This is a genomic window from Bacillus sp. FSL R5-0431 (assembly GCF_038002985.1).
Taxonomy (GTDB): Bacteria; Bacillota; Bacilli; order Bacillales; family Bacillaceae; genus Bacillus.
Genome location: NZ_JBBOOG010000001.1, coordinates 2,368,201 through 2,392,688, shown reverse-complemented (window position 1 = coordinate 2,392,688; position 24,488 = coordinate 2,368,201). Strand labels below are relative to the sequence as shown.

General features: G+C 42.9%; 26 protein-coding genes, 1 pseudogene, 1 riboswitch and 1 other annotated feature. Of the genes and pseudogenes, 24 read left to right on the top strand and 3 right to left on the bottom strand.

The features are described from left to right. The first annotated feature begins 24 nt into the window (after window positions 1-24). The 18 genes from MKZ03_RS12225 to pheA all read left to right on the top strand — a co-directional run bounded on the left by MKZ03_RS12225 (window position 25) and on the right by pheA (window position 13,919). Entirely contained in the window at window positions 25-744 is a 720-nt protein-coding gene (locus MKZ03_RS12225) for a prepilin peptidase (protein ID WP_341031919.1), read from the top strand. Window positions 745-912: 168 nt separating this feature from the next. Then, complete coding sequence (locus tag MKZ03_RS12220) at window positions 913-1,926, top strand: SPOR domain-containing protein (RefSeq protein ID WP_341031916.1); 1,014 nt, start codon at window positions 913-915, stop codon at window positions 1,924-1,926. Window positions 1,927-2,103: 177 nt separating this feature from the next. Further along, complete coding sequence (locus MKZ03_RS12215; RefSeq protein WP_034661651.1) at window positions 2,104-2,673, top strand: Maf family protein; 570 nt, start codon at window positions 2,104-2,106, stop codon at window positions 2,671-2,673. 48 nt (window positions 2,674-2,721) lie between these two features. Then, the gene (radC, locus tag MKZ03_RS12210; RefSeq protein WP_340973817.1) at window positions 2,722-3,396 is read left to right on the top strand and encodes a RadC family protein; all 675 of its coding nucleotides are present in this window, start codon (window positions 2,722-2,724) and stop codon (window positions 3,394-3,396) included. A 90-nt stretch (window positions 3,397-3,486) separates the two neighbouring features. Beyond that, window positions 3,487-4,506 carry a rod shape-determining protein gene (locus MKZ03_RS12205; RefSeq protein ID WP_012010766.1) on the top strand — a complete coding sequence of 340 codons (1,020 nt, stop codon included), beginning with the start codon at window positions 3,487-3,489 and terminating at the stop codon, window positions 4,504-4,506. A gap of 27 nt (window positions 4,507-4,533) precedes the next feature. Next, a complete protein-coding gene (gene mreC, locus MKZ03_RS12200) occupies window positions 4,534-5,433 on the top strand; it encodes a rod shape-determining protein MreC (protein ID WP_003216396.1) in 900 nt (299 codons plus the stop codon). Continuing rightward, on the top strand, window positions 5,430-5,948 hold the full coding sequence (gene mreD / locus MKZ03_RS12195) for a rod shape-determining protein MreD (protein ID WP_034661648.1): 519 nt from the start codon (window positions 5,430-5,432) through the stop codon (window positions 5,946-5,948). The genes mreC and mreD overlap by 4 nt, the downstream gene beginning before the upstream one ends. Before the next feature lie 54 nt (window positions 5,949-6,002). Continuing rightward, window positions 6,003-6,686: a septum site-determining protein MinC gene (gene minC, locus MKZ03_RS12190; protein ID WP_106039612.1), complete on the top strand. Its 684-nt coding sequence runs from the start codon at window positions 6,003-6,005 to the stop codon at window positions 6,684-6,686. A gap of 2 nt (window positions 6,687-6,688) precedes the next feature. Beyond that, on the top strand, window positions 6,689-7,492 hold the full coding sequence (gene minD, locus MKZ03_RS12185) for a septum site-determining protein MinD (RefSeq protein WP_003216504.1): 804 nt from the start codon (window positions 6,689-6,691) through the stop codon (window positions 7,490-7,492). A 109-nt stretch (window positions 7,493-7,601) separates the two neighbouring features. After that, a complete protein-coding gene (locus tag MKZ03_RS12180) occupies window positions 7,602-8,393 on the top strand; it encodes a M23 family metallopeptidase (RefSeq protein WP_106039611.1) in 792 nt (263 codons plus the stop codon). Then, window positions 8,386-9,255: a M50 family metallopeptidase gene (locus tag MKZ03_RS12175; RefSeq protein ID WP_106042551.1), complete on the top strand. Its 870-nt coding sequence runs from the start codon at window positions 8,386-8,388 to the stop codon at window positions 9,253-9,255. Before MKZ03_RS12180 ends, MKZ03_RS12175 begins: the two co-directional genes overlap by 8 nt. A gap of 66 nt (window positions 9,256-9,321) precedes the next feature. Next, window positions 9,322-9,394, top strand: a sequence feature (ribosomal protein L21 leader region). A 12-nt stretch (window positions 9,395-9,406) separates the two neighbouring features. Beyond that, complete coding sequence (gene rplU, locus MKZ03_RS12170; protein WP_003216781.1) at window positions 9,407-9,715, top strand: 50S ribosomal protein L21; 309 nt, start codon at window positions 9,407-9,409, stop codon at window positions 9,713-9,715. A gap of 14 nt (window positions 9,716-9,729) precedes the next feature. Next, window positions 9,730-10,068 carry a ribosomal-processing cysteine protease Prp gene (locus MKZ03_RS12165; protein WP_034661634.1) on the top strand — a complete coding sequence of 113 codons (339 nt, stop codon included), beginning with the start codon at window positions 9,730-9,732 and terminating at the stop codon, window positions 10,066-10,068. A gap of 12 nt (window positions 10,069-10,080) precedes the next feature. Then, on the top strand, window positions 10,081-10,365 hold the full coding sequence (gene rpmA, locus MKZ03_RS12160; RefSeq protein WP_003216586.1) for a 50S ribosomal protein L27: 285 nt from the start codon (window positions 10,081-10,083) through the stop codon (window positions 10,363-10,365). Between the two features lie 256 nt (window positions 10,366-10,621). Continuing rightward, window positions 10,622-11,215: a sporulation initiation phosphotransferase B gene (locus MKZ03_RS12155; RefSeq protein WP_034661629.1), complete on the top strand. Its 594-nt coding sequence runs from the start codon at window positions 10,622-10,624 to the stop codon at window positions 11,213-11,215. A gap of 21 nt (window positions 11,216-11,236) precedes the next feature. Then, window positions 11,237-12,523, top strand: coding sequence for a GTPase ObgE (gene obgE / locus MKZ03_RS12150; RefSeq protein ID WP_066030594.1), 1,287 nt, complete (start codon window positions 11,237-11,239; stop codon window positions 12,521-12,523). A gap of 55 nt (window positions 12,524-12,578) precedes the next feature. Then, window positions 12,579-13,022 carry an ACT domain-containing protein gene (locus tag MKZ03_RS12145; protein ID WP_003216269.1) on the top strand — a complete coding sequence of 148 codons (444 nt, stop codon included), beginning with the start codon at window positions 12,579-12,581 and terminating at the stop codon, window positions 13,020-13,022. Window positions 13,023-13,040: 18 nt separating this feature from the next. Beyond that, window positions 13,041-13,919, top strand: a complete 879-nt coding sequence (gene pheA, locus MKZ03_RS12140; protein WP_307500009.1) for a prephenate dehydratase — start codon at window positions 13,041-13,043, stop codon at window positions 13,917-13,919. Window positions 13,920-13,941: 22 nt separating this feature from the next. Here pheA and MKZ03_RS12135 read toward each other — a convergent pair whose 3' ends face one another. Next, window positions 13,942-14,484 carry a transcription repressor NadR gene (locus MKZ03_RS12135; protein ID WP_307500008.1) on the bottom strand — a complete coding sequence of 181 codons (543 nt, stop codon included), beginning with the start codon at window positions 14,482-14,484 and terminating at the stop codon, window positions 13,942-13,944. A 3-nt stretch (window positions 14,485-14,487) separates the two neighbouring features. Continuing rightward, a complete protein-coding gene (locus MKZ03_RS12130; protein WP_370876257.1) occupies window positions 14,488-15,630 on the bottom strand; it encodes an IscS subfamily cysteine desulfurase in 1,143 nt (380 codons plus the stop codon). Window positions 15,631-15,727: 97 nt separating this feature from the next. Between MKZ03_RS12130 and nadB the strand changes: the two genes are divergently transcribed. The 5 genes from nadB (at window position 15,728) to MKZ03_RS12105 (ending at window position 21,639) form a co-directional block, all read left to right on the top strand. Then, on the top strand, window positions 15,728-17,299 hold the full coding sequence (gene nadB / locus MKZ03_RS12125) for an L-aspartate oxidase (protein ID WP_334749914.1): 1,572 nt from the start codon (window positions 15,728-15,730) through the stop codon (window positions 17,297-17,299). After that, window positions 17,281-18,144 (top strand): carboxylating nicotinate-nucleotide diphosphorylase, encoded by an 864-nt coding sequence (gene nadC / locus MKZ03_RS12120; protein ID WP_340973446.1) that lies wholly within the window; start codon window positions 17,281-17,283, stop codon window positions 18,142-18,144. The genes nadB and nadC overlap by 19 nt, the downstream gene beginning before the upstream one ends. After that, complete coding sequence (gene nadA / locus MKZ03_RS12115; RefSeq protein WP_341031911.1) at window positions 18,131-19,240, top strand: quinolinate synthase NadA; 1,110 nt, start codon at window positions 18,131-18,133, stop codon at window positions 19,238-19,240. The genes nadC and nadA overlap by 14 nt, the downstream gene beginning before the upstream one ends. 131 nt (window positions 19,241-19,371) lie before the next feature. Next, entirely contained in the window at window positions 19,372-20,730 is a 1,359-nt protein-coding gene (safA, locus tag MKZ03_RS12110) for a SafA/ExsA family spore coat assembly protein (RefSeq protein ID WP_341031909.1), read from the top strand. 291 nt (window positions 20,731-21,021) lie between these two features. Then, entirely contained in the window at window positions 21,022-21,639 is a 618-nt protein-coding gene (locus tag MKZ03_RS12105) for a YhcN/YlaJ family sporulation lipoprotein (protein ID WP_060596878.1), read from the top strand. A gap of 48 nt (window positions 21,640-21,687) precedes the next feature. Here MKZ03_RS12105 and MKZ03_RS12100 read toward each other — a convergent pair. After that, window positions 21,688-22,239 (bottom strand): annotated as a pseudogene (locus MKZ03_RS12100) (LysE family transporter). A 240-nt stretch (window positions 22,240-22,479) separates the two neighbouring features. After that, window positions 22,480-22,588, top strand: a riboswitch (TPP riboswitch). A 126-nt stretch (window positions 22,589-22,714) separates the two neighbouring features. Between MKZ03_RS12100 and thiC the strand changes: the two are divergent. Next, complete coding sequence (thiC, locus tag MKZ03_RS12095; RefSeq protein ID WP_034661590.1) at window positions 22,715-24,475, top strand: phosphomethylpyrimidine synthase ThiC; 1,761 nt, start codon at window positions 22,715-22,717, stop codon at window positions 24,473-24,475. Window positions 24,476-24,488: the final 13 nt, after the last annotated feature.

The window sequence follows — 24,488 nt, the reverse complement described above, 5'->3', positions numbered from 1 at the left end:
TTATTCCCGGAAGGAGCACCATATATGATTGAGATTTTTCTGTTTATTGCAGGCATCACGATGGGGTCGTTCTTTCATCTCGTTGGCGAAAGGCTGCCGGTGAAGCGGTCCATTCTCTTCCCTCGCTCTCACTGCACAGTCTGTAAACAGCCGCTTTCTCTATACGAGATGATCCCGATAGTTTCGTATGCTTTCTTGAGGGGGGCCTGTAAACATTGCGGCACTCGGTTGTCTAGGTTATATCCAATGGTTGAGCTGCTGTCAGGCGGTCTTTTTTTGTTCATTTATAGAATCGCTGGTTTTTCGTTTGAAGGTCTTTTCCTTGTGATTCTTTGTAGTTTATTCGTGATTGCTGTCGTGAGTGATCTTCTCTATATGAAGGTGCCAAACGAGCTGTTTCTCTTCTTTTTCCCTCTTTTCGTCATATACCGCACGCTGGAACCGCTTCTTATCTGGTGGGAAGGAGCGGCTTCTCTGATTTTTTGCATTCTTTTGTTTTCTAGTCTAGATTATTTTAAGCCAAATAGCATGGGCGGAGCTGATATGAAGCTGTTCAGTTTGCTTGCGTTTTGCTTTGGATTCAAGCCGTTCCTTCTCATGCTTTTTCTCTCATGTATCGCTGGAATGGTCTATGCGAAGGTCTTTTCCTTTCAATTAGACGAGCCATTCCCCTTTGTTCCTGCGATCGCTTTTTCTTTTTGGCTGTATCTCTTTGGTGCTCCTGTCTTGTTTCTATTTGGCTAGTCGAAGGGGTAAAAAAATTGGCGAACACTTTTTTTCCCTGCCGACAAAAGTCTTGTTCTTTTTTTTTACTGCTATGTTAAAGTGTGAAACAGAAAGAAGGACGGGTTAAATTCGCGCTGATTCATTGGACAGAAAGGTCTTTCTTACAAACATGTCAGAAAGCGGGGAATGACAGTGAAAAAGAGGCAGGCAAAAAAACAAGGGCTCAAGGTCAATATTAATGGCAAGGAAGAAATGCTGCATGAAGATGATCATCAGCCGCCAAAACAGCAAGAAGATCAAGTGACGTTTTCGAATTGGGAGGAAAAGAGGCAGTCGGAACAGGAGACAGCGGCTTCTCAGGAAGATTCGTCTAAACCGAAAGAAGAAGATTTCCAGTGGGATGATGCAGCTGATCATATTTATCATTCTGATCCAAAGGTCGTCACGCCTTATCAAAAGAAAAAAGGCTCCTTTGATCAGAAGTTTGGTAAAAACCGCGGTCCCTTCAAGAGAGTAATGACAACGATTGTGTTTGCGGTGGTTCTTGGGACAGGCCTTGGGGTGTTTGCGCTTAGTTTAAGTCAAGATGGTACACCAAGTCCATCAGGTGGAGATATCAGTGTCTCAGCATCTGGAAACCAATCGTCGATGAAAGCCGGCGGGGATGCGCCGAAAGCAGGTACTACAGATGAATCAAAAGAGAACAACGATGAAAAAAGTGCCTCTGGCAGTTTGTCAACCTTTGTTGTACAGGCTGGGAAATTTTCCTCTGAAAAAGGAGCAGATGACTTAGTTGGAAGCTTAAAAGATGCAGGATATGCGGGGAAAAAGGTCTCAATGGATGATGGATATTATGTCATTGCTGGGCTTGCGACAGAGCAGGGAATGACAAGCGCTGTAGGGAAGAAGCTGATCGATCAGCACTTTGAGGCGTGGGGAGGAAAGGAGCTCTCATTTCAAGTACCGGATGAGCTGACTAGTTTAATAGAAAAGGCATCTGTATTATCCTCTAAAGTGATTGCCGGCGATGAAGTGGATCAAAAGGAAGTCACGCAGCTGGTTTCTGAGCTTGAAAGTGCCAAAACAGCGGACGCATCGGCTAAAAGCAGTTTGCTAAAAGCTGTGCAGCTATTAAATGACCCAACTGCTGAAAACGGCTGGAAATCTCAGCAGGCACTGCTTGATCAATTAAATACGTAAAATCATTTTTTAAGAAACGAAACTAGTCAAAAAATGACTAGTTTTTTTCTTTTACATCCAACATAATGATGAAGGTACATGAAAAATGAATTTTCGTAGATTGTCGGTAAGATGTACATTTGCTAGGATGAATGGGTATCTTACTTCTTAGGCTAAACCCTGAAAGGATGAACAAACATGAACCAATTGATTCTCGCATCTCAATCACCTAGAAGAAAAGAATTGCTTGATCTAGCAGGGTTTTCTTATGACATTCAAGCAAGTCATTTAAAAGAAGAAATAAATCGAAACCTTTCTCCTGCTGAGAACGTCCAATGGTTGGCAGAACAAAAAGCAAATGATATTCAAAGATTAAATCCTAAAGCTGTGATCATTGGTGCAGATACAATTGTTGCAATTGACGGCAAATGTCTTGGGAAACCAAAAGATAAGAAAGAAGCGGCTTTCATGCTTCAATTATTATCAGGAAAGACACATCAAGTCTTGACGGGTGTCACGGTTCAGTCAGAGAATAGAAAAGAAACATTTTATGAACAGACAGAAGTGACATTTTGGACGCTGACTCAAAATGAAATAGACCGCTATATCAATACGGGCGAGCCCCTTGATAAAGCGGGAAGCTATGGCATTCAAGGGAAAGGCGCACTGTTTGTTCAAAAAATAGATGGTGATTATTTTTCCGTTGTAGGTCTACCTATTGCGAAAACAGTCAGAGTGCTTGAAACCTTTGGAATCACCCCTTTTTGAAGACAGGAAGGAATTCTAAAAGGAGTGGTCATCCTGAACGATTTCCCTATGCTGCTAAAGCATTTCCCTCATGATGAAAAACCGAGAGAACGATTTATCAAATACGGGCCCAGCAGTTTGTCAAATCATGAACTTGTTGCGATCCTTCTAAGAACAGGCACAAAAAAAGAATCAGTTCTCCAAATTTCCGCAAGACTTCTGCAAACATTTGGCGGTCTTCGCTCTGTAAAAGAAGCCTCAATTGAAGAAATGTCGAAGATCCGAGGAGTTGGAAAGGCGAAGGCGATTTCTCTTTTAGCTGCTTTAGAACTCGGCACTAGATTACACCATCAAACGACGGATAACCGCTATGTGATCCGCACACCAGAAGACGGAGCGAACTTTGTGATGGAAGATATGAGATTTTTGACACAGGAAAATTTCGTTTGTCTTTATCTCAATACCAAAAATCAAGTTATTCATAAACATACCGTGTTTATTGGAAGCCTGAATTCATCGATCGTTCACCCGCGTGAAATTTTCAAAGAGGCCTTTAAACGTTCGGCGGCTTCATTTATATGTGTGCACAACCATCCATCTGGAGATCCGACGCCCAGCAGGGAAGATATTGAAGTTACACAGCGACTTTTTGAATGTGGAAAGCTGATTGGAATACAGCTGCTTGATCATCTTGTCATAGGTGATCAAAAATTTGTGAGTTTGAAGGAAAAAGGGTATTTGTAACACTTTTTTTTTCAATGTTTTACGATATAATAGAGTTTATGAGTTTTTCCCTAAAGGGAATTTTGGTTTAAGAAAGGAAGATACATACATATGTTTGGAATTGGTACAAAAGACCTTGGAATAGATCTTGGAACAGCGAATACGCTTGTTTTTATTAAAGGAAAAGGCATTGTTGTAAGAGAACCTTCGGTCGTAGCTTTGGAAACTGATACGAAGTCTATAGTGGCGGTCGGAAATGACGCTAGAAACATGATTGGCCGTACACCTGGTAATGTTGTGGCACTACGCCCGATGAAAGACGGAGTCATTGCAGATTACGAGACGACAGCAACAATGATGAAATATTACATTAATCAAGCATTAAAAGGCAAAGGGCTTTTTGCTCGTAAACCTTACGTGATGGTATGTGTACCATCTGGTATTACAGCTGTAGAAGAGCGTGCAGTCATTGATGCGACAAGACAAGCTGGAGCACGTGACGCATACCCTATCGAAGAGCCATTTGCTGCGGCAATCGGTGCTAACCTGCCTGTATGGGAGCCAACAGGAAGTATGGTTGTAGACATTGGCGGCGGTACAACAGAGGTAGCTATTATTTCTCTTGGCGGCATTGTGACCTCACAGTCGATCCGCGTGGCAGGAGATGAAATGGATGATGCGATCAGCAGCTACATCCGTAAAACGTATAACCTGATGATCGGTGATCGTACGTCAGAAGCCATTAAAATGGAAATCGGTTCTGCACAGCCTGATGTACATGATGAGATGGATATTCGCGGCCGTGACCTTTTAACTGGTCTGCCAAAAACGATCTCTATTACGGCAGATGAGATTGCAAAAGCGCTTCGCGATACGGTGGAAACAATTGTCGATGCGGTGAAAATGACACTTGAAAAAACCCCGCCTGAGCTGGCAGCAGATATTATGGACCGTGGAATCGTTTTAACTGGCGGCGGTGCATTGCTTCGTAATCTTGACAAAGTCATTAGTGATGAAACGAAGATGCCAGTCATTATTGCTGAAGACCCGCTTGACTGTGTGGCAATCGGTACAGGAAAAGCACTAGAGCATATTCATTTGTTCAAAGGAAAATCTAAAGATAATCGATAATCGGGCGTAAATAAAGAGGTGTAAGACATGCCGCAGTTTTTTATGAATAAAAGATTAATGTTGCTCCTTGTCTGTGTCATCGTACTGGTGGCCATGATTGGTTTTTCAGTGAAAAGCGGCAGAGGTGCTTCATGGCCGGAAAAATTAGTGGGGGATACGACAGGCTTTTTTCAAGGTGTCTTTCATAAACCATCACAATTTATTGCCGGTATTTATGGGAACGTACAAGATTTAAAGAACACATATGATGAAAACGAGCGTCTTCGAAAAAAACTTGATGGACAAACTCAATATGAGGCGAAACTTCAAGAGCTAGAAGATGAGAACAAAAAGCTTCGCAAGCAGCTCGGATATGTGAACTCTATTCGTGATTATACGCCAATTCTATCAACGGTTATCGCGAGAAACCCGTCCCTTTGGGATAGCTTTGTGATGATTGATAAAGGGAAAAAACAAGGCGTTGACAAAGATATGGCGGTCACAAATGAGAGTGGTGCGTTAATTGGGAAAATTGAAAGTGATAAGCTCAACAATTTTACTTCAACTGTAAGGTTGCTAAGCTCTACGGACCAAAATAATAGAATTTCAACGAAAATTTTTGCGAAAAAGGGCAAAGAAGAACTCAACGGAATTATTAACGGTTATGACAGTAAGAAAAAAATGCTGACAATGAATATTCTGAAATCTGATGCAGATGGAGATGTCAAAAAAGGAGATCTTGTTGAAACATCTGGAGCAGGGGGCGTATTCCCGCAAGGCTTGACGATTGGTAAGGTGAGTGAAATCGAACCAGATCATTACGGCCTGACAAAAATTATTTATGTAGAACCAGCGGCTGAACTCAACAATTTAGACCGCGTGATTGTGGTGAATCGCAGCTCAAGTACGGCAGATGCATCTGAATTGACGAAGGAGGAAGGCTCGTGAGACGTGTCCTTCTTGCTTTCGTCATGTTGTTTATCTTCGTATTTGACAGTATTTTTGTCGATCTAGTGAAGCTCCCATTTGTTTCAGACAATCAAATTTTAGCTCCTCATTTCATCTTACTCGCACTTGTATTTATGACTGCTTTTGTGAATCAAAAATATGGTGTGATTTTCGGTTTTATCTTTGGACTTTTATATGATATTTCGTATACAGGCATACTTGGTGTTCATATGTTTGGCTTTGGAGCGCTCTGCTATTTGCTAGCGAAAGCCTTTAAAGTTCTGCAAACGAATATGCTAGTGGTCGTCTTTCTGTCGATTATTGCTGTTTCCGTGATGGAGTTTTATGTATACGGCGTTCAAGCGACAATTCAACCAGGAATTATGCCGTTTAATACGTATGTCATCGAACGCTTTATTCCAACGATTCTTTTAAATACTGCTGCGTCTCTCATACTTGTTGTGCCGCTTAGGCTCTTTTTCATCAATATGAAACAAGGACTGATCGACGAATAAAAGCAGGAGTTTGTCCAATTACGGCGAAATGAGTATGTTGTTGAGGTGAGCATCTTGAAAACTCAAAAACAGCAATATGTGACGATAAAAGGTACAAAAAACGGATTAACATTACAGTTAAATGATGACTGTTCGTTTGATGACCTTCTTTCTGGCTTGCGAGAGGTTCTTTTACTTGAGCAATATACAGATGGTAGAGAAGGGCATAAGGTCAATGTGCATATTAAGCTTGGTTTTCGGTATTTAACAGAGGATCAGGAAATGCGTTTGACTGAAGCGGTCTCTGAAAATGAACATCTCGTCATTCACTCCATTGAAAGTGACGTCATGTCAACTGAAGAGGCGAGACGATTAAAAGCAGAGGCCGAAATTACCTCTGTAGCCAAAATTGTGCGCTCTGGACAGGTGCTGTATGTCGAAGGAGATCTCTTATTAATAGGAGATGTCAATCCTGGCGGAACGATTCGTGCAGGGGGAAATATTTTTGTGCTCGGCTCTTTAAAAGGCGTGGCACATGCTGGATGTAATGGGAATAAACAAGCTGTCATTGCGGCATCTCGTATGATTCCAACACAGCTTCGCATCGCACAAGTGTTTAACCGTGCACCAGATCAAAAAGAAGATGGAAACGAAATGGAATGTGCTTATTTAGATATAGATGGCAACATGATCATTGAACGCCTGCAGCAATTGGCTCATATAAGACCTAATCTGACAAGGCTTGAGGGAGGAATGTGAAATTGGGCGAGGCTATTGTGATTACCTCAGGAAAAGGCGGCGTTGGCAAAACAACAACATCTGCAAACTTAGGCACAGCACTAGCAATTCAAGGGAAAAAAGTGTGTCTAGTGGATACCGATATTGGCCTTCGGAATCTAGATGTCGTGATGGGGCTTGAGAACCGCATTATTTATGATCTAGTCGATGTAGTAGAAGGAAGATGTAAAATTCACCAAGCGCTTGTAAAAGATAAGCGTTTCGAGGATCTTTTGTATCTTTTACCCGCTGCTCAAACAAGCGATAAAACGGCTGTAGAGCCGGAGCAGATCAAAGAATTAATTCAATCATTGAAACAAGACTTTGATTATGTCGTCATTGATTGCCCTGCTGGAATTGAGCAAGGCTTTAAAAATGCTGTATCTGGTGCAGATAAGGCAATTGTCGTGACGACGCCTGAGATCTCAGCTGTGAGAGATGCTGACCGTATCATCGGCTTGTTAGAACAAGAAGATATCGAACCACCTCGTTTGATTGTCAACCGTATTCGTACACACATGGCGAAAAGTGGCGATTCAATGGATGTGGATGAAGTTGTACATCACTTATCGATTGATCTTCTTGGCATTGTCGCAGATGATGATGACGTGATTAAGGCTTCAAACAATGGTGAACCGATTGTCATGGATGCTAAAAACAAAGTATCGATTGCGTATCGCAATATCGCCCGCCGTGTACTAGGCGAATCTGTTCCGCTTCAATCATTTGAAGATGAAAACAAAGGAATGTTTGCGAAGCTGAAAGCATTTTTTGGTGTAAGAGCATAAGCATTCAAGTAAGATGAGACCGATTCGATGAGAATCGGTCTTTTTGTTGCATATCAGATGAGGTCGTCACATAAAATGTACAAACTGTTTGTATGTAAAGGGTGATCTCATGAAAAGAGTGGACGAGTACCGAAAGAAAATTGCGCAGCGCCGCAAAACGAAGCAGCCAGCTGCTCCACCTAAGAAGACGACTTTCAAGAAAAAAGAAGATATCCCTCCATGGGTCATGCTGACAGAGGAAGAAAAGCATTCAGGGTCGTCTTCCTTTGAGTCGTCGTCTCATCAGCCGAAGAAATATCGGCATCCGTTATTTAACCCCAATACCTTTGTGCTGAAATGTTTATTATCTGCGTCCCTTGTGTTGATTGCAGCCATTTCATTTAAAGGTCAGGCAGGGCCGTTTCAGCAGCTGAAGCCGATCATTACGCAGACCTTTGAGCAAGATTTTCAATTTGCTGCTGCCAATCACTGGTTTGAGAAAACAGTTGGAAACCCCCTTGCCTTTTTAACCGACAAAAAGGCAGACCAAAAAGATGTACAAGCGAACCAAGAACTGGCTGTACCTGCTTCTGGAAAAGTGCAGGAATCCTTTACGCAAAATGGAGCAGGTGTCAAAGTCGAAACATCGGCTGAAGCCATTGACAGTATGAAAGAAGGCTATGTGGTAGAGGTAAAAAAGAAAAGTGACACAGGGCTTACAGTGGTCGTGCAGCATGCGGATAACAGCTATAGCTGGTACGGTCAGTTAAAGGAAGCCGATGTGGCCTTATACGATTTTGTCGATAAGGGTGAGAAAATTGGCCAGATCTCACTTGATGATCAAGGAAAGGGCACATATTACTTTGCCATTAAGCAAAATGAACAGTTTATCGATCCTATTCAGGTGATGACCTTTGAATAGATGGCTGGTCATGCTGACGAAAATTCACATTCATCCGCTGCTGTGGATTGTGATGGCGTTTGCGATTCTCTCTGGTCAAATCAAGCCGCTGCTTTGTCTGCTCATCATCGTCTTTGTCCATGAGCTTGGACATGCAGCGGCTGCTTGCTATTATCATTGGCGCATTCGGCGGATTTTTTTACTGCCATTTGGCGGAGCGGTAGAAGTAGAAGAGCATGGGAACCGTCCGCTAAAGGAAGAGTTGGCAGTCATTTTATGCGGGCCGCTCCAGCATGTACCGCTCCAGCTTATGGCATGGCTTTTCATGGAAACTTCTCTTATTTCGCACGACATTTTTACGATGTTCACTTTTTATAATATGGCGATTTTTCTTGTGAATCTTTTGCCTATTTGGCCGCTTGATGGCGGGAAATTATTCTTTTTGCTCTTATCAGCATATTACCCTTTCCAACGTGCACATGCCCTTGCCATAAAAGGCTCACTTGTCTTTTTCGTTCTATTGACTGCAGGGTTGCTTTTGTTTGCGCCTCTGCAATTCAATGGCTGGGTGCTGCTCACTTTTTTAGCCTATTCACTCGTAATGGAGCACCGGCAGCGGCATTACGTCAGGGTCCGCTTTTTACTAGAACGCTATTACGGTAAAAAAGAGCAAAAGGTAGAAAAGCTTATTCCGCTGAGAGCGAGCGCTGAGGAAAAAGTATATGAAGTAATGGCGCGATTCCAAAGAGGCTGTAAGCATCCGATTATTATTGAAAGAGATGGCGTGAAAATGAGCCAGCTTGACGAAAATGAACTGCTCCATGCGTATTTTTCAGATCGAAGAACCACCTCCTCAATGGAAGAGCTCCTTTTGCCGTACTAGTGATGAAAATACGTTGACATTCTGCGTCTAATTTGATATATTTTTTAATGTTATGGATATGTAGCACCCGTGCTACAACCGCGCGAAGCAGGTGTAAAGAGCCTAAGGCCCCCTGTATTCGGCGAGTCTGAGTTTATTAGGAGGTGCAGAGATGTACGCAATTATCGAAACTGGTGGTAAACAAGTAAAAGTTGAAGAAGGTCAAACTGTTTATGTTGAAAAACTAGCTGCTGAAGCAGGTGAAACAGTAACTTTTGAAAACGTATTGTTTGTCGGCGGAGACACTGTCAAAGTGGGTAACCCTTCAGTTGCTGGAGCAACAGTAACGGCTAAAGTTGAAAAACAAGGTCGCGGTAAGAAAATTACTGTGTTCAAGTACAAACCGAAGAAAAACAACCACAAGAAACAAGGTCATCGTCAACCTTACACTAAAGTTGTTATCGAAAAAATCAACGCTTAAGGCGTGTGAGTGATATGATCAAAGCAACCATTACTCGGTCGGCAGCAGATGAAAGCATTACGTCTTTTCAGATGACTGGACATGCCGAGTTTGCTGAAAAAGGTCAGGATCTCGTTTGTGCAGGTGTATCTGCTGTTGTTTTCGGCTCAGTCAATTCAATTATTGCACTGACAGGAATGGATCCACTGCTCGATATTGGTGAAGAAGGCGGCTATTTCTCTTTTGAATTGCCAGCTGATACAGATCCAGTATCCTTTGAAAAAGCCCAGCTGCTTTTAGAAGGCATGGTCGTTTCCTTAGAGACAATCGAACGAGATTATCACGATTATGTGAGAATATCTACAAAAAAATAGGAGGTGAACTTCATGCTTAGATTAGATCTTCAATTTTTCGCATCTAAAAAAGGGGTAGGTTCTACAAAGAACGGACGTGACTCTGAGTCTAAACGTTTAGGCGCTAAACGTGCTGATGGTCAATTCGTAACTGGTGGTTCTATCCTTTATCGTCAACGTGGAACGAAAATCTATCCAGGTGAAAACGTTGGACGCGGAGGCGACGACACTCTTTTCGCTAAAATCGACGGAACGGTTAAATTCGAACGTTTCGGTCGTGACCGTAAAAAAGTGAGCGTATATCCTGCGGCACAATAATTGCTAAAAACTCCGGTCATTGACTGGAGTTTTTTTCACTTTTTACAAGTAGTATCGAAAATGATAAAAGAAGATGCACTCCATAAATATCAAAGAACGTTTGCTGACTTTGCCTCATTTTCTCCTATAGATCAGAAAAAACAACCTTTCCTCACATAACTAGTGTTTTTCTATGCTGTCTTCTCTGTTATAATTCAGGGAGACATAGTGATGATAAGACTCCTAAAAGAGAGACCAAACGATTGGGAGTGCGATAATGGAAGAGATACCAAGTAAACAAAACGAAAAATTAACTCACGTTGCATTAACAAATGAATTGATCTATCTGCTCAGTCGTTCAAGACACGACTGGATGAATAAATTGCAGCTGATCAAGGGCAACTTGACATTAGAAAAATATGACCGGGTGTTTGAAATTATAGAAGAAATGGTCATTGAAGCACAGCATGAATCCAAACTCTCAAATTTAAAAATTCCCCAATTGGCCTATTACTTTCTAACATTTAATTGGGAGTCGCATTTTATCACCCTAGAATATGAAGTGCTTGGTGAAACCCGAGACTTATCAGCATATGAATCGCAGCTGCTAACGGTATCACAGGAGTTGTTTTCGATATTCGATCAATCAGTTTGCCAAAAAACTGAAAATCATTTAACGGTCACGTTCCAAACAGATCAAGAAGAGAATGATGTGGTCTTATATTTTGATTTCAAAGGAAAATTAACAAGTTTGGATGCGTTAAATGCGTTTCATGACGCAAACTATCCATGTATGAGTGTAGCTCAATTTCATGTGACAAGTCATGAGTCCATGATTGAGCTTTGTTTGAGGCAAGAACGAGATATGTGATGCAGAGAAACGGAGGAAGTTATGTTTGTAGATCAGGTTAAAGTGTATGTTAAAGGCGGTGACGGCGGAAACGGTATGGTGGCGTTCCGTCGTGAAAAATATGTGCCAAAAGGCGGACCAGCTGGCGGCGACGGCGGAAATGGTGCAGATGTTGTATTTGAAGTAGACGAAGGACTCAGAACGTTGATGGACTTTCGTTATAAGCGCCATTTTAAGGCGGATCGCGGCGAGCATGGAATGAGTAAAAACCAGCATGGCCGAAATGCGGAAGAAATGATTGTCAAAGTTCCGCCCGGTACGGTCGTGACAGATGCAGAGACGGAACAAGTACTCGCTGACTTAACAGAGCATGGACAGCGGGCAGTCATTGCAAAAGGCGGACGAGGCGGACGTGGAAATTCACGTTTCGCAACACCGGCAAACCCTGCACCGCAGCTTTCTGAAAACGGTGAGCCGGGAAAAGAACGTGACGTCATCTTAGAACTAAAAGTACTTGCAGATGTTGGACTTGTTGGTTTCCCAAGTGTCGGGAAGTCGACACTGCTTTCAATTGTCTCTTCTGCGAAACCGAAAATTGCGGATTATCATTTCACAACGCTTGTGCCGAACCTAGGAGTTGTCGAAACAGATGATAACCGAAGCTTCGTCATGGCGGATCTGCCAGGACTGATCGAAGGAGCGCACGAAGGTGTTGGCTTAGGTCATCAATTTTTACGCCACATTGAGCGGACACGGGTTATTGTCCATGTCATTGATATGTCAGCACTTGAAGGACGTGACCCGTACGAAGATTATGTGACGATTAATGAAGAGCTTGAGCAATACAATATGAGATTGACTGAGCGTCCACAAATCATTGTAGCGAATAAAATGGACATGCCAGATGCAGCTGACAATCTAGCGGCATTTAAAGAAAAATTAACGGATGACTATAAAGTGTTCCCAATTAGTGCGATCACAAGAGAAGGGCTTCGTGAGCTTTTATTTGAAATCGCCAATCAGCTTGAAACAACACCGGAATTCCCGCTCTATAATGAAGAGGAACTGTCTGATAACCGCGTGATGTACAGGTTTGATGAGGGAGATGCACCATTTGAAATCACAAGAGATCCTGACGGTACGTTTGTCATAACGGGTAAAGCACTTGAGCGACTGTTTAAGATGACAGATTTCTCAAGAGATGAGTCTGTGAAACGATTCTCTAGACAACTGCGCGGAATGGGTGTCGATGATGCCTTGCGTGAGCGTGGTGCAAAAGACGGCGACATCATTCGTTTGCTTGAATTTGAATTTGAATTTATTGATTGATCAAAAGGAGGGTCCAGTCCATGGGCTCTCCCGTTTTTAAAAGGGGAGAAAACAGGTGAAAGAAGAAACGTTCTATTTAGTAAGAGAGGATGTCCTTCCAGATGCGATGCGAAAAACGCTTGAAGTCAAAAAGCTTCTCGATCGCAAAAAAGCGGATTCAGTTGCCGATGCTGTTCAACAAGCGGATTTAAGCCGCAGTGCTTTTTATAAATACAGAGATGCTGTTTTTCCATTTTATACGATGGTGAAAGAGCAGATCATCACATTGTTTTTCCACCTTGAGGATCGGTCTGGGGCTCTGTCAAGGCTGCTTCAAATTGTGGCGGACTCTGGCTGTAATGTGTTATCCATTCACCAAACGATTCCGCTGCAGGGAAGAGCGAATGTCACCCTATCCATTAGCACGGCTGGTATGGCAGATGATATCAATACAGTCATGAATCAATTAAGAAAACTTGAATTTGTCGAAAAAGTTGAAATTCTAGGTTCTGGGGCGTAAAAGGAGAGATCATAGCAGATGAAGCAATTAACTGTAGGTTATTTTGGACCAGAGGCAACATTTACTCATTTGGCCGTATGCTCTTGCTTTCCAGCAGATGCAGTGCAGCGTGCCTATGCAACGATTCCGCAATGTATGGATGCTGTGTCAAAAGGCGAAGTCGATTTGGCGGTCGTTCCACTTGAAAATGCACTCGAAGGATCTGTGAACTTAACGATTGATTATTTAATTCATGAAGAAGAGCTGTCCATTGTTGGTGAAATGACAGCACCGATTCGGCAGCATTTGCTTGTCCACCCATCAAGAGCGGAAAGCTGGGAGACATTAGATGTGATCCAATCACATCCGCACGCGATTGCCCAATGCCATCAATTTCTGAAAAAACAGTACCCAGATATTCCGCACCGTCCGGTAGAATCAACAGGCTATGCAGCCAAATATATCAGTGAGCATCCGGATGAGGCTGCTGGGGCCATTGCCAATGAAATTGCCGCACAAACGTATGGTTTAACGATTGCAAAAAAAGACATTCATGATTATCCGCACAATCATACACGCTTTGTTATTTTACATAAAGATCCTAAGGCGTCGTTCCCAATGAATGCTGGGTTCTCATCGAAGCCAAAAACGACCATTGTGGTCAGTCTGCCAAAGGATGACCAATCAGGTGCATTGCATCGCGTGTTATCTGCTTTTTCTTGGCGGAATCTCAACTTGTCAAAAATTGAATCTCGTCCAACAAAAACGGGTCTTGGACACTATTTATTTATAATAGATATTGAAAAAGAAATGGATGATGTCCTTGTCCCTGGCGCGATTCAGGAATTAGAAGCGATTGGCTGTGAGGTCAAACTGCTCGGCAGCTACCAAACATATGAACTAACGAATGAAAAATAGTGTCCCTTGCAGGACACTTTTTTTAGTCTTTAATTAAAAAACCAGCGTCATCGAGTGCTTGAATGGCTTGGTCAAGCTGCTTTTGACTGTAAGAAGTGAGTGTATGTAAATGCACGCCGTCTGTTAGTTCTGACAAGTAGGAGGCGCCCGTGTTAGAAATGTGATGGACGAAATCAGCTACTTGCTTGCGAGTGCTGACGCGAATAGAGGCCGTTAGTTCACCGTAAACGGGGTGCTCTATGATCACATCTTTCACCGTCACACCAAAGTCTACAATCAAGGTTAGTTCCTCTTCTGTACGAACAGGATTATGCTTGCAGGCGATGATTTGTTCAATTTCTCTTTCTGGCGCATGCTGCGGTGCCATATATACATAGCCTTGACTTGTAGCAATAATGGGTTCGTTTTTTGCTTTCAATAGTGACATATCTTGTACAATGACTTGTCGAGAGACAGCCGCCTTTTTAGCCAAAAAGCTTCCGGTGAGCGGTGAATCTGTTTCTTTCAGCCACTCTAAAATGGCGTTTCTTCTCTCTTCGCCAATGAGTTTCCTCTCTTGCTCCACGTCTTATGCTCCTTTCTTCTCCTTTTGCAATTGTTCAAATGTATGCAAAAGCTGATCGATGTCCTCTTTTGATGACTTCGATCCAAATGATACTCGAATGAATTGAAGAGCATCACGATCTGATACGTGCAATGCCTTCACAGCCGGTGAAGGATGATTATAACCAGAAGCACATGCGCTTCCAGTCGATATACAAATCCCATGCCGGTTACATGCTAACATTACATATTGTCCTTCAAACCCTTCAAAAAAACAACCAATAATATGAGGCAGCATGCGGCGATTGCCATTGTTTTGAAGTGTACGAACAGGAAGCTGTCTCATTTTCAGCTGCTGAAGAAAATAATCACGAAGCTGCTCATTCTGTCGTTGCTGCTCATCTAGCTTAAGCATCAATTGTTCACTCGCAGCAGCAAAAGCACCGATGCATGGAACGTTCACTGTTCCAAGGCGGAAGCCACCTTCCTGAACTGCACCTGAATATAAAGGCTTCCAAGGAACATGAGCGCTCATATAGACAGCACCAGCTCCTTTAGGTGCATAAACTTTATGGCTAGAGATGGACACGGCATCAACCCCAAGCTCCTTGATGGACACACGAATCTTTCCGAATGTTTGCACGGCATCTGTATGAAAAAGAATGTGCCTTTCTTTTAAAAGGGGTGCTAATTCAGCGAGCGGCTGGATAATCCCTGTTTCTGAATTAGCATGCTGAATAGATACTAGTCCTGTTTCAGGCAATAATGCTTCTTTGAGAATGTCCTGAGTGATGATCCCATCTTGATTCGGTTCAATGATTGTGACCTTCACGCCAAGACGCTCTAAGCTACTAACCGCGTGATGAACAGAAGGGTGCTCTACAGAAGTTGTGATGACATGCTGCCTGTGTGCTGGCAGACCATTTGCGATCGATTGAATCGCCAGAAGATTGGATTCTGTTCCGCCGCTTGTAAAGTAGATGCCGTCTGGTTCGCCCTCAAGAATGGCAGCGAATGATTGTCTGCTGTAAGTCAGTATGTCATTTGCTCTTCCACCTGCATCATGAAGACTGCTTGCATTCCCGTAGCAATCTTGACTTAGCTGCTGAAAAACATGCAGTGCTTCCTCTGAAACAGGTGTAGAAGCTGCGTAATCTAAATAAACCAATCCATCCATCTCCTATGAGAAAATTTTTTCTTGTATTTATTGTAGTGTTGTGTAATGATATGTGTCAAGACAGGTGTAAATGACAGGAGGGGCGAAGGTGTCATCAATCAAAAAAGTCATTGTGGTGGGATCAGGCATTGCAGCGCTTTCCTTTGCAAAAACCATTTCAGAAAGCTGCCAAGTTATCATGATGACAAAAAAACAATTTTCCTCTAGTAATTCCATGCTTGCACAAGGAGGAATCGCTGCTGCCTTTTCAGCACAGGATTCAGTTCATCAGCATGTACAAGACACATTAGCTGCCGGCTGTGATCACAATGATGAGAGGGCGGTACAAGAGATCGTAAGTCTTGGAAAGCAATTGGTGGAGCAGCTCGTAAAAGAAGGCTGTCCATTTGATCAAACGGAGACGGGCGAGCCGCAATTAGGTAAAGAGGGGGCACATACGACTCATCGCATTTTGCATGCAGGAGGAGACCAAACAGGCAAAACACTCGTGCAGTATTTAAAAAGTCAGCTTGGCTCACATATTCATTTATACGAATATCACCATGTCATTGATCTATTGGTCTATGAAGGAACCTGCATGGGTGTGGTGTGGAAAGACGAGAAAGGACACGTCCATACCATGACCGCAGATGCAGTTGTTTTATCCACGGGCGGCTGCGGCTCCCTATATGAAACAAACACAAATGATCCTTCTGTAACAGGAGACGGACTGATGATGGCCTATCGAGCCGGGGCACAATTAGCAGATCTTGAATTTGTTCAATTCCACCCCACCCTCTTGACGATCGCTGGAAAAGCAGTCGGTCTCGTTTCAGAGGCAGTCCGGGGAGAGGGAGCCTATTTAGAAGATGAAACAGGCAGGAGGATGATGAAAGGCATTCACCCACAAACTGATTTAGCGCCTAGAGATGTGGTCGCTAGAGCTATTTTTCATGAGCAGCAATTAGGTCATGATCTGTATCTCAATATCCGCGAGATTCCACATTTTTCAGCTCGTTTTCCAGCAATTAATGCGATGTGTCAGCGGGCAGGTGTCGATATGGCAAGCGGCAGGCTCCCAGTTTCCCCTGGTATGCATTTTTTAATGGGCGGAATCTGCGTGAATGAATATGGAGAAACCACTGTTCCATCTCTTTTTGCTATCGGAGAAGCGGCCTGTACAGGATTACACGGAGCGAACCGATTAGCGAGTAATTCTCTCTTGGAAGGTCTCGTTTTAGGAAACAAAGCGGCACGGAGAATTGAACAGGTACCTAAACAGAAAAAAACAGTCCCATCTTTTTCTATTCAAGAAGTATGGTCCGTCCCAGCGATTTCAGAGGATCAGTTGAGACAATGGATGATGACATATGCCGCAATTGTAAGAGACGAAAAAGGGCTAAAGACCTTGCTTCAAGTATTACAGCAAGTCCCTTATCAGCAAACGAATGTGAAGAATATCACAAGTGAACAGATCGAATTAAGCAATCAATGGGCATTAGCGATTTGCCTTGTGAAGTCTGCATTACTTCGTACAGAAAGCAGAGGCGGCCATTTTCGAATGGATTATCCAAATCGGAATGATGCTTTGTGGCGGGGCATGCAGATTGTCCATGAAAAAGGCCACATTCATATGATGAAAAATGAAAGGATCGGTGCCAAATGGAACGTTTACAGTTAAAACAAATGATGACTCATTTTTTCACAGAAGATATTGGCTTTGGAGATGTATCAGCTGATGCCATTTTTGGAGAAAAGAAAGGAACAGCATACATCATCGCAAAACAATCGGGTGTATTGGCAGGTTCTCAAGTCATTGACATAGGGTACCGCCTGCTGAATGAACAGATTCAAGCTGAATTGTTTTTTAAGGAAGGTGATTGGATTCATTCAGGCGCTGTGCTGGCGAAAATAAAGGGGCCGGTCAGCGACTTATTAAAAGGAGAAAGGGTCATTTTGAATGTCTTGCAGCGCATGACAGGTATCGCCACATTAACACATGAAGCGGTGCAGCGATTAGCGGATCCGTCGATTACGATTTGTGATACGAGAAAAACGACTCCCGGCTTGCGCATGTTAGAGAAATACGCTGTGAAGACAGGAGGCGGAAAGAATCATCGCTTCGGCTTATCAGATGGAGTGATGATTAAAGATAATCATATTGCCGCATGCGGCTCTATTCGTGAAGCTGTAGATAAAGCAAGAGCATATGCCGGTCATATGGTGAAAATTGAAGTAGAAATTGAATCAGAAACGCAGCTAATGGAAGCCATTGATGCAAAAGCCGATGTCATCATGTTTGACAACTGCTCTCCGGACGAAGTAAAACGTTTTAAACAAATGACGCCGGAGACAATTCTGACGGAGGCTTCAGGAGGCATCACGTTAGAGACATTGCCAAGTTACAGGGGGACAGGTGTCGACCTTATTTCACTTGGTTTTTTGACACATTCTGCTCCAGCATTTGATTTTAGTATGAATATGGAATTCAGTCATAAAGGGGGAACAACTCATGTCACTGCTTGATGTACTCGCAAATCAACATGCAGCCATGATGCCAGAAGAATATAAGCACCGCTCTGTTGATGAGATGAAGCAGCGTGTGTTAGACATTAAACGGGCCTTTGGATCAAAGCTTTTTATACCGGGGCATCATTATCAAAAGGATGAAGTCATCCAATTTGCAGATGCAACAGGAGATTCATTGCAGCTCGCACAAATAGCCGCGGACAATCAGGAGGCTGAGTACATTGTGTTTTGCGGTGTTCACTTCATGGCTGAAACGGCAGATATACTGTCAAATAAGAATCAAAAGGTCCTATTGCCAGATATGAGAGCAGGCTGTTCAATGGCTGATATGGCGAACATGAAGCAAACGGATAGAGCATGGGAGCAGCTCACTGATCTGTTTGGGGATACGATCCTGCCGCTCACGTATGTCAACTCAACAGCGGATATTAAAGCATTTGTCGGCAAGCATGGCGGGGCGACTGTTACATCGTCAAACGCTAAAAAAGTGCTGGAGTGGGCGCTCACACAAAAAGAGCGGATTCTGTTTCTCCCTGATCAGCATTTAGGGCGTAATACGGCATTCGATTTAGGCATTTCACTAGAAGAAATGGCTGTCTGGGATCAAATAGAAGAAAAGCTCATCACCGATCAGCCGCTTTCTCGCATCAAGATGATTTTATGGAAAGGCCATTGCTCTGTCCATGAGAAATTTACGGTGCGGAATATTGAAGAAACGAGAAAAAGAGACCGTGACATTCAAATCCTTGTCCATCCAGAATGCACGCATGAAGTCGTCAGGGCTTCTGATCTTGCCGGTTCAACGAAATTTATTATTGATACGATTAAGGAAGCGCCAGCAGGAAGCAAGTGGGCGATTGGAACAGAGATGAATTTAGTCAAGCGGATAATAGATCAGCATCCAGATAAACAAATTGAATCCCTCAATCCGGATATGTGTCCATGTTTGACCATGAATCGGATCGATCTTCCTCATTTGTTATGGTCACTAGAAAGCATTGAGAAAGGTGATTCGGTCGGTTTGATTCAGGTCAATGAAGACATTACCAAAGAGGCTTTACTTGCACTGAATAAAATGCTCGCCATTAAATAATAAATCAGCCCCTCCTATCAGAAAACAAGTTTTTATCATATCGGCTTGTAAATAGGCATAAATTTATGGTGAAACATATTGTACTTCTGACATAACCGTTACGTTCACGTTTTGCATAGGAGGGGAAAACGTTGAAAATTCATATTGTGCAAAAAGGAGACTCCCTTTGGAAAATTTCAAAGAAATACGGAGTCGACTTTCAAGAATTGAAAAAACTAAATTCACAACTCAGTAACCCAGATTTGATCATGCCGGGTATGAAGATCAAGATTCCATCTAGTGGTGTTCCTGTAAAAACAGATCATCACAAAGCAAAAGAAATGCCAAAGTCGAAAGAACATCCGTATGTGAAAGAAAAGCCAAAAGATGTCGTGCAAGTGCAAGATACGAAGCCGAAAGAAAAGCCAAATGAACCGGTACCTTATGTACCGCCAGTGCCAAAGATCGAGCATCCAGTTTTTCCACAAGTCGATGTGAACTATTATCAGACCAATCTCTACCAGCCATTCACGCCTCCTCCCAAAAAAGAACATCATGAGAAAAAAGATTACGTTCATGAAAAGAAAGATCATGTTCATGACAAAAAGGATCACAAAGATCATGTTCATCATGAAAATAAGGACTATAAAGATAACAAAGAACATTTTTATGATGAAAATAAGGACCATAAAGATAATAAGGAACATTTTCATCATGAAAATAAGGACCATAAAGATAATAAGGAACATTTTCATCATGAAAATAAGGACCATAAAAATAACAAGGACCATTTTTATGATGAAAATAAAGGCCATCTAAAAGATGAAGTGGCAAAGGGGTATGATCCGTTTATTCATATTCCGCATCAAAAGGAGGAGGGAAAAGATATGGAGCAAAGCAATTACCCAAACCTTCCTAATTTCCCGCAAATGCCGAATGTTGGAGGCGCAGCGGTAGGAGGAATGGCTGAGAATAAAGAGCATCATCACCATCACCAGCATCATGACTCATATGATCCTTATTATGGTTTTGGTCATGGACATTACATGCCGGCAATGTATCCATACCCGCAACAAATGGTGCCAGCATCGCCAATTTTACCTGGTTCAGGTCTTTGTTATCCTGTCCAGCCATATTATCACCATCACATGATGCCATATCCATACCCAGCTCAGCCGTATTATCCTGCGTATCAAGCGCCAGCTTATTACGGGGAACATTATGAACATCATGCACATCATGCAAACGATGGGCATCACTGGCACCACCATATGCACCCAAATGACAATGCGAACGTGAATCAAGGCTTTTATCCAAACGTTTCAAATGAAGCTTATGGCAAGGAAGACTGCGGATGTGATGATGGCATGAAGCAGCATCAGCCGTGGCCAGGACATTATCCGAATCCTGTTCCTTATGGCCAAATGGGGGGGTATCCAGCTCAGCCTTATATGCAGCCATATCCAGGTCAATCTGTTTTTGCAAGGCCAGAAGAAGACGAAGAAGAGTAATGACAGAAGGAACGATCTCAATCGTTCCTTTCAGCGTGTAGACAAACCCTCGCATTCGTTGTCAGGGCTGTGCTCCGGTGCTCGCCCTTCCTAGACTGCAAAGGTTTTCTATCACGCTGAAAAAGAGACAAAGGGCTAAAATAAAGATCATTTTAACAATCTGGAAGGAACGATCTCAATCGTTCCTTTTTTTGTTTATAACTGACAGCTTGATTTTTCCCCAAACTGTACATGCTAAAACAGAGCCTGTTTCGCGCTCATGAGATTGAATTTGTACAGGGGGTTTTTCGTTTGAGACAAAAATGGCAAAAAACGATCGCATTAGTGCTTCTTCCTATTGGGTTAACGGCATGTGGTACAAATGATAATGCAGGTGTAGATACACGTCATAATCAATCAGGTCAGCCAGTCGGATATCATTCGAATAACCGTGCGGCTGACAATAATCAAGATCATCAAGGGCCAGTTTCTGAACTCATGGAGGGGATGAACGGTGGGAACACAACGAATGTTGATTATCGCACCCGTCCTCAAGCCGATGATCGAATGCCTCTCGCAGGTGGAGATGGACGCTACAGTCATGGAGATATGAACTATCATAACCAAATGTCGTTCTCTGGCTACGATAAACAAGAGAACGTCCAGCGTTCAAGAAAAATTGCCAACCGGGTCAATAAAATGAACCACGTTGCAGACTCACAGGTGATGGTGACAGATGAAAATGTGTATATTGCCATTAAATCAGATGGACGTCTGACGTCAGAGGGCGTATCACAAGTTGAAGAAGCAGCGACTCGTTATGCAGATGGAAGAGCTGTCCAAGTCATTAAAGACGAGGGTGCTTTCACACGCTTTAGAGATATGAGAAGAACACAATTTGAAACAGGCCAAACAGGCATGACTCGATAGGTTGGAGAATAAGAAAGGCTAAAGTTCCTCAAGAACTTTAGCCTTTTCTTAAAAATAACCCTTGATGCCTGTATAAAATTCGTAAAAGAAATAACAGCCAAATCCAAGTAATAAAATACCAGCAATAATGAAGGTCCCTTTGATCATCGTTCGATTCATCACTTTTCTTGTTAAGGATACAAGGGGGAGAAGACCGATGTCATGAAGGAGAATCCCTGCCAAAATACCGCCTGAAGCCAGCATAAATTCAGATGAATCTGTTTTTGTATATGCATCTGCCAGTACAGCACCGAATACAGAAACCCAGAACACAAGGTTTCCAGGGGATACCGCGACAAGCAAGCCGTTTCTGTACGTTTTTGCGAATGATTTATTGACTTTTTCGCCAGCTAAATGGATGTCTTGATCCGAATTATTAAGAATACTGCTCCGATCAGCCAGAGCGGGATTTGGACAAATGGCAGTGATAAAAACTGAGCAAATTCAGCATCCATCAAAGAATCCGTTTTTTAATCCCTGTTTTGTCATTTCAACCGTGATCGCTCCAACTGGCAGAGCAATTGACAATCCTACGACGATAAATGCGAGAAATATTTGCAATCGACTAGAACTTCCTTTGGAAAAGTTTGTATAAAAATTCTCAGTTTAGATTAACTATACATATTAGGAGAAAAGGATCAATGATTATTTCATATTTTATCGAAATGATTGGGAGAGATGATGTATATAAAGGTGCATATCAAGCTTGCTGTATCTCTTTTGTAGTGGAAAGGAACTATTTTCCTAAAACTTCTTTTTTTCATGGCATCTCTATGCTACACTGTTGTGGAAATCAATAAATAATGTGACTAGGGGTGCCCGCAGTTGGGCTGAGAGAGAAGTGTATGCTTCTTAACCCTTTGGACCTGATCTGGCTCGTACCAGCGTGGGGAAGTTGAAGATGATACATGGGTCATATGGATGACATTCATGTTTATTTCTGTCGACGAAACCAGGTTCTGTTCATAGAGCCTGGTTTTTTGCTGGTGCTGATTCCATCCTGTCCGGTGACAAGAAGAGAAGGAGAGAACAGCAAATGAAAGAAAAGAAAAATACCCCAACAACTCAATCCTTATTATCAAGCTTTGACGGCAGCCGAAAGGTGTATGAGAAAGGATCAAGACCTGACATTTTAGTGCCAAAAAGGGAGATTGCTCTCTCAAAAACTGTGACACAGGCGGGGAACATTCAAAATGAACCGATTCGTGTGTACGATACGAGTGGACCGTACACCGATGAGAGAGCCCATATTGATGTCACTAAGGGATTAAAACGCCTTAGGGCAGCATGGATCGAAGAAAGAGGGGATACAGAAAGCTATGAAGGGCGCCATGTGAAACCAGAAGATAACGGATATCGTTCTAAGGAAAAAGAGTCCTTTCATCATGTTCATACTGATTTTCATCATGAGCCGCTCCGCGCAAAACAAGGTGCCTGTGTGACGCAAATGCATTATGCAAAAAAAGGTATTGTGACGCCTGAAATGGAGTTTATCGCGTTAAGAGAAGAGCTAAGCCCTGAGTTTGTGAGAGAGGAAGTAGCCAGCGGAAGAGCAGTCATTCCAGCGAATATTAACCATCCTGAAAGTGAACCGATGATTATTGGAAGGCATTTTCACGTCAAAATCAATGCGAATATTGGCAATTCAGCTGTGACATCATCCATTGATGAAGAGGTAGAAAAGATGACATGGGCGATCAGATGGGGTGCAGACACCATGATGGACCTGTCTACAGGAAAGGACATTCATACAACGAGAGAATGGATCATACGGAATTGCCCAGTCCCAGTAGGAACCGTTCCCATTTATCAGGCGCTTGAAAAAGTAAATGGAGTGGCAGAAGATTTGACGTGGGACGTGTACAGAGACACATTAATTGAACAAGCAGAGCAAGGAGTAGACTACTTTACGATTCATGCGGGCGTGAGGTTAAGGTATATTCCGCTGACAGTCGATCGGGTGACCGGAATTGTTTCAAGAGGCGGTGCCATTATGGCAAGGTGGTGTCTTGCCCATCATCAAGAGAATTTCCTCTATACCCACTTCGAAGACATTTGTGAGATTATGAAAACGTATGATATTGCTTTTTCACTTGGAGACGGTCTGAGACCAGGCTCGATTGCTGATGCCAATGATGAGGCGCAGTTTGCAGAGCTTGAAACGTTAGGTGAATTGACAGAGATCGCTTGGAAACATGATGTACAGGTGATGATTGAAGGGCCTGGACATGTTCCGATGGATAAAATCAAAGAGAATGTGGACAAGCAAATGGAGATTTGCAAAGAGGCACCATTTTATACGTTAGGGCCTCTTACAACAGATATTGCCCCGGGATATGATCACATTACATCCGCCATCGGTGCGGCCATGATCGGCTGGTATGGAACAGCGATGCTATGCTATGTGACGCCAAAAGAGCATTTAGGTCTGCCGAACAAAGAAGATGTGAGAGAAGGTGTGATTGCCTATAAAATTGCCGCACATGCCGCTGATCTAGCAAAAGGACATCCTGCTGCTCAAAAGCGCGATGATGCTTTATCGAAAGCAAGGTTTGAATTTAGGTGGCGTGACCAATTCCACCTGTCACTTGATCCAGAAAGAGCTATGGCGTTCCATGATGAAACATTGCCTGCGGAAGGCGCTAAGACTGCCCATTTTTGCTCGATGTGCGGACCGAAGTTTTGCAGTATGAAAATTTCCCATGATATTCGCAATCAATCAGAAGAAGTGAAAAGAGAGATGGAGAAGAAGGCGAAGGAGTTTATCAGCCAAGGAAGTCAAATTTATTCATCCTAAAAAAGAACCTCGC

What these genes read in the sequence shown, in the direction of transcription:
- pheA (WP_307500009.1), top strand. Translation starts at nt 13,041, where the DNA reads ATGAAGCAATTAACTGTAGGTTATTTTGGACCAGAGGCAACATTTACT.
- rpmA (WP_003216586.1), top strand. Translation starts at nt 10,081, where the DNA reads ATGCTTAGATTAGATCTTCAATTTTTCGCATCTAAAAAAGGGGTAGGT.
- MKZ03_RS12165 (WP_034661634.1), top strand. Translation starts at nt 9,730, where the DNA reads ATGATCAAAGCAACCATTACTCGGTCGGCAGCAGATGAAAGCATTACG.
- MKZ03_RS12155 (WP_034661629.1), top strand. Translation starts at nt 10,622, where the DNA reads ATGGAAGAGATACCAAGTAAACAAAACGAAAAATTAACTCACGTTGCA.
- thiC (WP_034661590.1), top strand. Translation starts at nt 22,715, where the DNA reads ATGAAAGAAAAGAAAAATACCCCAACAACTCAATCCTTATTATCAAGC.
- MKZ03_RS12205 (WP_012010766.1), top strand. Translation starts at nt 3,487, where the DNA reads ATGTTTGGAATTGGTACAAAAGACCTTGGAATAGATCTTGGAACAGCG.
- nadA (WP_341031911.1), top strand. Translation starts at nt 18,131, where the DNA reads ATGTCACTGCTTGATGTACTCGCAAATCAACATGCAGCCATGATGCCA.
- nadC (WP_340973446.1), top strand. Translation starts at nt 17,281, where the DNA reads ATGGAACGTTTACAGTTAAAACAAATGATGACTCATTTTTTCACAGAA.
- mreC (WP_003216396.1), top strand. Translation starts at nt 4,534, where the DNA reads ATGCCGCAGTTTTTTATGAATAAAAGATTAATGTTGCTCCTTGTCTGT.
- obgE (WP_066030594.1), top strand. Translation starts at nt 11,237, where the DNA reads ATGTTTGTAGATCAGGTTAAAGTGTATGTTAAAGGCGGTGACGGCGGA.
- MKZ03_RS12215 (WP_034661651.1), top strand. Translation starts at nt 2,104, where the DNA reads ATGAACCAATTGATTCTCGCATCTCAATCACCTAGAAGAAAAGAATTG.
- MKZ03_RS12180 (WP_106039611.1), top strand. Translation starts at nt 7,602, where the DNA reads ATGAAAAGAGTGGACGAGTACCGAAAGAAAATTGCGCAGCGCCGCAAA.
- rplU (WP_003216781.1), top strand. Translation starts at nt 9,407, where the DNA reads ATGTACGCAATTATCGAAACTGGTGGTAAACAAGTAAAAGTTGAAGAA.
- radC (WP_340973817.1), top strand. Translation starts at nt 2,722, where the DNA reads ATGCTGCTAAAGCATTTCCCTCATGATGAAAAACCGAGAGAACGATTT.
- MKZ03_RS12220 (WP_341031916.1), top strand. Translation starts at nt 913, where the DNA reads ATGACAGTGAAAAAGAGGCAGGCAAAAAAACAAGGGCTCAAGGTCAAT.
- MKZ03_RS12225 (WP_341031919.1), top strand. Translation starts at nt 25, where the DNA reads ATGATTGAGATTTTTCTGTTTATTGCAGGCATCACGATGGGGTCGTTC.